Below are 5,403 nucleotides of genomic sequence, written 5' to 3'. Positions count from 1 at the left end.
TCGCTGCCGAGGTGCTGAGACTCGATACCGTTCGGGAGGTTCCTGGGCACGTTCGAGTATGAATGGACGACCGACAGATCGGCGTCGCCCGTCATGAGGGCCGCGATCGCGCTATCCGGCTCCTCAGTGGTGAGGCGCACCTCTAGGGCCGCTCCAGTGTCGGCGAGCATGGTGCGGTAGGCATCCGCGACGAAAGTGCGAGCCGCCGAGGGGAATGCGGCGAGGGCGTATCGACCGACTGTCCCCGCACGGAGTGCCTCTAGTTCAAGCTCCGCAAGCGACAGTCTGTCGAGAATGGCGTGACCGTGGTCAGCGAGGGTCGCACCGGCGGCGGTGAGTACGAGTCGGCGGCCCTGCCGCCGTGTGAGGGGGAGCCCGATCTCCTTCTCAAGAGCGGTGAGTTGCATCGATACGCCGGGGGCGCTGATGTGCATCTCCTCCGCTACGGCCGCAATCGTGCCGAGACGCTGCAGGGCGGCGAGCAACCGGATCTTGCGCACGTCGATCATGCCAATTCACCTTAAGCAATTTTTATCTGTTAAGTAAGAGAACGTAAGTTGTGTTGATGTATTGAGTTTGACACTCTGAATCCGTGAGAGTCAATAGGGCATTCCTGGCTGGCGTGCTGGTAGTGGTGTTGTGGGCGTCCGCGTTCCCTGCGATCCGGGTCGCGGTTCCCGCGATGGGGGTTATCGGGCTGTCGTTCGCACGCCTGCTCGTGGCGGCGGTCGCGCTGGTGATCGTTGCAGTCCTGGCGAAGGCCCGGATTCCGAGGGCACGCGATCTGGGGTGGATCGCGGCGTGCGGGTTCTTCGGGATGACCGCATACCAGCTGTTGCTGAACTGTGGGGAACTGTACGTGCCTGCAGGGACGGCGAGCATCATCGTCGCCGCCGCGCCGCTGGTCTCCGTCGCCGTTGCCCGCGTCCTCTTCACCGAGCGCATCTCCCGCACCACGATCGTGGGCAGCGTCATATCCCTCGCCGGCGTCGCGTTCGTCTGCCTCGCTCGCGCTGGCGTGTCACTGTCAGCCGCGGTGTGGATCGTGGTGGCTGCCATGGTGGTGCAGGGCATCTATCACCCGCTGCAGCGTCCTCTTCTCCAGCGGTACAGCAGCGTCGAGGTCGCCTGTTACGCCATGATCGCTGGCACTGTGATGACTCTCCCGGCGGTGGCCTTCGACCTCGACGGGCTCCTCAGCGCCGGCCCGGCACCGTGGCTCGCAGCCATCTACCTGGGCCTACTGCCGTCTGCGGCTGGTTTCGTCCTCTGGGCTTACGCCGTCGCGCGGATGCCGGTGGCCGTGTCCACGTCGCTCCTCTACCTCGTCCCTCCCGTCGCGGTGCTCATCGCTTGGGGCTGGCTGGGCGAACTGCCGATCCTGCCCGAACTTCTCGGCGGTCTTGTCGTCATCGCAGGAGTCGTCACCATTTCTCAGGGTCCGCGCCTCCTCGCGCGCCGCGTCGCCAGCCGCGCCGCACGCACCGTGCCGAACGCGATCGACTGAACTCGGAAGGGCGGGACATGTCCATGCGCATTCTCATCGTCGGCGCGGGCGCTGTGGGCGGCTTCTTCGGTGCACGTCTCGCGCGGGCGGGCGTCGACATCACCTTCCTTGTGCGTCCAGACCGAGCCGCCTCCCTCGCCGAAGACGGGCTCGCGCTCATCGACCCCGACGGTGCTCGCACCGCAGTCGCGGTTTCAGCGGTGACTGCGAACCGGCTCGATGACCGCTGGGACGTCGTGCTCCTCGCTGTGAAGGCGATGTCTCTCAACGCTGTCCTCGACGACCTGACAGCCGTCCTCAGCACGCGCGCAGTGATCCTGCCGGAGCTCAACGGTATCGACCACATAGACCTGATTCGCTCTCGATTCTGCACAGCAGTTCTGCTCGGCGGCGTGGCTGTCGTTGCTACAGAGCTCTGCGCGAATGGAGACATCGCCCAGCTCAGCCCGGAGGCATCGATTGCCTTCGGAGAGCTCGACGGGTCACTCACACACCGAGTGACCCAGCTCGGCGCCGTGTTCGCGGGCGCCGGCATCGATACCGTGGTGTCCGAGACCATCGTGCACGACATGTGGGAGAAGTGGTTGTTCATGGCCGCAGGCGGGGCGGCGACGGTGCTACTGGGCGGGCCTGCGGGTGCGATCGCCGCAGTAGAAGACGGTGTGAAGCTGGTCGAGCTGCTGATCGACGAGGTGGTCCAGATCCAAAACGCGGCGGGCCATTCACCTCGCCCCGCCGCGATCGAGCGAGTCAGGGCTGCGCTCACCCGGCGCGGATCAGACTTCACCACGTCGATGTACCGGGACTTCGTCGCAGGACGCGCGACCGAAGTCGAGCCCATACTCGGCGGCCTGCTCCGTCGCGCGGGGACCCACAACGTCACGTCCCCGATCCTGCACGCCGCCACCGTCCGCCTCCGCGTCCACGAGGCCAGCCGGGCCTGAACGGGTCGCTCCGATCACATGCGATTCAGGCCGGATGCGGTCACCTCGTCCCGTCCGGCTTCGCTCGCATGCGGCGACGGCGCTGGAGATGAGTTGCTCGCGCGTGGCGTTGTCGTGGTGAGGGAAGAAGGGCGTGGAAAACGAATACATCGCAGCGTCGCCAGATGATTCCTCACGCCCTCTTGCCGACCCCAGCGCGACAAGTCGGGTGGGCCCGGTGGGGCTCGAACCCACGACCCGCGGATTAAAAGTCCGATGCTCTGCCGACTGAGCTACAGGCCCGTGTCCTCCAGCCTACTGGGACGCGCACGGCGCTCCGGCCGGTGCCGGGCAGACGAAAGCGACCGCTCGGACTCCGGCGAGTCCGAGCGGTCGCTGACGTGAGTGACGCGGGCGTCAGTTGCTCGGCGGCATCAGCACCGTGTCGATGAGGTACACGGTTGCGTTGGCGGTGTGCACGCCACCGCAGATGACGGCGGAGTTGCCGTTGACGGTGAGGTTGCTGCCGCTACCCGACACGGTGAGGGTCTGGCCCTCGACGGTCGTGTGGGTGCCGACGATCTGCGACGGCGGGATCTGACCGGCCACCACGTGGTAGGTCAGGATCTTCGTGAGCAGGTCGCTGTTGGTCTTGAGCGTGTCGATCGTGGCGCTGTCGATCTTCTTGAACGCGTCGTCGACAGGGGCGAACACGGTGAACTCGCTGCCGTTCAGGGTCGAGACGAGGTTCACGTTCGGGTTCAGCTTGCCGCTGACGGCCGCGACGAGCGTCGTGAGCAGCGGGTTGTTCGAGGCGGCGACAGCGACCGGGTCCTGCGACATGCCCTGGATCGAGCCGGCGCCCGAGGGCACCGCCGACGCGTAAGCCGAGCAGCCGGGGCCGACGAGGTCGGCCGAGGGGTCCATCGTGGCGGATGCCATGGGGGTCGACGACGGCGTCGACATCGATCCCGAGCTGGTGGTGGAGCTCGAACATGCGGTCAGCGCGAGGGCGCCCGCGAACAGAAGCGCGACGCCGGAGATGACCTTGGACTTCGTGGTGAGCATGATTCCTCCGTGGTGAGGGGTGGGCCGGGGGGACCCGTGGGAGTGAACGACGCACCCGAGCGTTCCGGGGGCGTCCGCCGCGGTGCGACGTTCACCAAGCCGTTCGGGGCGGTCGCGGGATCGGATTGGACATCGAACAGATCCGGATGCCTCGGGCCGCCGCATCCGCTCACTCAGCGTGTTCGCGGGCAGCAGTTCCCATCCGAACGGGCGACGGGGCCGAACTGCTACCGACACGAAAGGGAGGTCGCCATGACCCTCGTCATCATCGGCCTCCTGGGCGGACTCATCACCGGCATCTCGCCGTGCATCCTTCCGGTGCTGCCGGTCATCTTCCTCACGGGAGGCGTGCAGGCCAGCGCCGCGACCGGCGACGAGGAGGTGCGCCCCGCCTCCCGCTGGCGGCCGTTCCTGGTGATCGCCGGCCTCGTGCTGAGCTTCACGGTCGTGACCCTCGTCGGGTCGCTGATCCTCGGACTGCTGAACCTGCCGCAGGACATCATCCGCTGGGTCGGCATCGTCGTGCTGATCCTCATCGGCATCGGCCTCATCGTGCCCCGCTTCGAGCGCATCCTCGAGAAGCCGTTCACCTGGCTTCCGCAGAAGGAGGTCACGAACCGGGGGAGCGGCTTCGGCGTGGGTCTCGCCCTCGGCGCGGTGTTCGTGCCGTGTGCCGGTCCCGTGCTCGCGGCGATCATCGTCGCCGGCTCCACAGGCCGCATCGGCGCCGACACGATCTTGCTGACCGTGTCGTTCGCGATCGGCGTCGCCGTGCCGCTGCTCGTCTTCGCGCTCGCCGGGCGCGCGGTCGTGCAGCGCATCCGCGCGTTCCGCACCCGCGAGCGCCTGCTGCGCATCATCGGCGGCTCCGCCATGATCGCGCTGTCGGTCGGGCTGGTGTTCAACGTGCCCCAGCTGCTGCAGCAGCTCGTGCCCGACTACACGTCGGGGCTGCAGCAGCAGCTCACCGACAACCCCGACGCGCAGAAGGCTCTCGCCCTCGGCGGCCTCGTCAACGACGAGAACAAGAACCTCGACAAGTGCACCGCCGGTGCCACCGAGCTCGAATCGTGCGGCACGGCGCCGAGCATCAAGGGCATCCAGCAGTGGTTCAACACCCCCAACGACCAGCCGATCACCCTCTCCCAGGAGAAGGGCAAGGTCGTACTGATCGACTTCTGGGCGTACTCGTGCATCAACTGCCAGCGCTCCATCCCGCATGTCGTCGCCTGGAACAAGGCCTACGCCTCGCTCGGACTCGAGGTCATCGGCATCCACTCGCCCGAGTACGCCTTCGAGAAGGACCCGGCGAACGTCATGGCCGGTGCCAAGAACTTCGGCATCACCTACCCGGTCGCCATCGACAACAACCTCGACACCTGGACCAACTACCGCAACCGGTATTGGCCCGCCCACTACCTGATCGACGCGCAGGGGGTGGTGCGCAACATCCAGTTCGGTGAAGGCAACTACGCCACCACCGAGAACCTGATCCGCCAGCTGCTCGTGCAGGCGAACCCGAACGTGCAGCTGCCCCCGCCCACCGAGGTGCAGGACACCACCCCGCAGGTCGGCTCGACCACGCAGGAGACGTTCCTCGGTGCGGCCAAGCAGGCCAACTTCGGCGGCGGCACCGCCTACGACCCGGGCACGACCACCTTCGCCTACCCCGCCTCCCAGCCCGACGACTCGTTCGTCGTGCAGGGCAGCTGGAACCTGACCTCCCAGAGCATCACCCCCGGCACCGACCAGCCCGCCCAGGTGCGGCTGCGCTTCCACGCCGGCATCGTGCAGATGGTGCTCGGCGGCACCGGCACCGTCACCTACACGCTGCAGGGCGGCGCCACCCAGACCGTGCAGGTCAGCGGCACTCCCAACGCCTACCAACTGGTCTCCAGCGGAGCC

The 5,403-nt window shown here is 67.0% G+C and carries 5 protein-coding genes and 1 tRNA gene; 3 read left to right on the top strand and 3 right to left on the bottom strand.

Annotated elements, in window-relative coordinates:
- Positions 1–509 (bottom strand): LysR family transcriptional regulator (locus ASG00_RS13950; RefSeq protein ID WP_156456268.1); only part of this gene is annotated, 509 nt, incomplete at its 3' end.
- Between the two features lie 83 nt (positions 510–592).
- Between ASG00_RS13950 and ASG00_RS13945 the strand changes: the two genes are divergently transcribed.
- The gene (locus ASG00_RS13945) at positions 593–1,507 is read left to right on the top strand and encodes a DMT family transporter (protein WP_056210306.1); all 915 of its coding nucleotides are present in this window, start codon (positions 593–595) and stop codon (positions 1,505–1,507) included.
- A gap of 23 nt (positions 1,508–1,530) precedes the next feature.
- Complete coding sequence (locus tag ASG00_RS13940; RefSeq protein ID WP_235559607.1) at positions 1,531–2,451, top strand: ketopantoate reductase family protein; 921 nt, start codon at positions 1,531–1,533, stop codon at positions 2,449–2,451.
- Between the two features lie 209 nt (positions 2,452–2,660).
- On the opposite strand, the gene ASG00_RS13935 is transcribed toward ASG00_RS13940, so the two are convergent.
- Together ASG00_RS13935 and ASG00_RS13930 are read right to left on the bottom strand one after the other, a co-directional pair.
- Positions 2,661–2,733: transfer RNA gene (locus tag ASG00_RS13935), tRNA-Lys, on the bottom strand.
- Between the two features lie 114 nt (positions 2,734–2,847).
- Positions 2,848–3,498 (bottom strand): fasciclin domain-containing protein, encoded by a 651-nt coding sequence (locus ASG00_RS13930; RefSeq protein ID WP_045245858.1) that lies wholly within the window; start codon positions 3,496–3,498, stop codon positions 2,848–2,850.
- A gap of 252 nt (positions 3,499–3,750) precedes the next feature.
- Here ASG00_RS13930 and ASG00_RS13925 point away from each other — a divergent pair.
- Positions 3,751–5,403, top strand: a 1,653-nt coding sequence (locus ASG00_RS13925; RefSeq protein WP_156456267.1) for a cytochrome c biogenesis protein DipZ, incomplete at its 3' end; no start/stop codon positions are given.

The sequence above is a fragment of the Microbacterium sp. Leaf351 genome, assembly GCF_001423825.1.
GTDB lineage: Bacteria > Actinomycetota > Actinomycetes > Actinomycetales > Microbacteriaceae > Microbacterium > Microbacterium ginsengisoli.
This window is presented reverse-complemented; position numbering and strand designations above follow the sequence as displayed.

Bases quoted from the DNA above. Each gene is read 5' to 3' on its own strand.
- ASG00_RS13940 (WP_235559607.1), top strand. From the start codon at position 1,531: ATGCGCATTCTCATCGTCGGCGCGGGCGCTGTGGGCGGCTTCTTCGGT.
- ASG00_RS13930 (WP_045245858.1), bottom strand. From the start codon at position 3,498: ATGCTCACCACGAAGTCCAAGGTCATCTCCGGCGTCGCGCTTCTGTTC.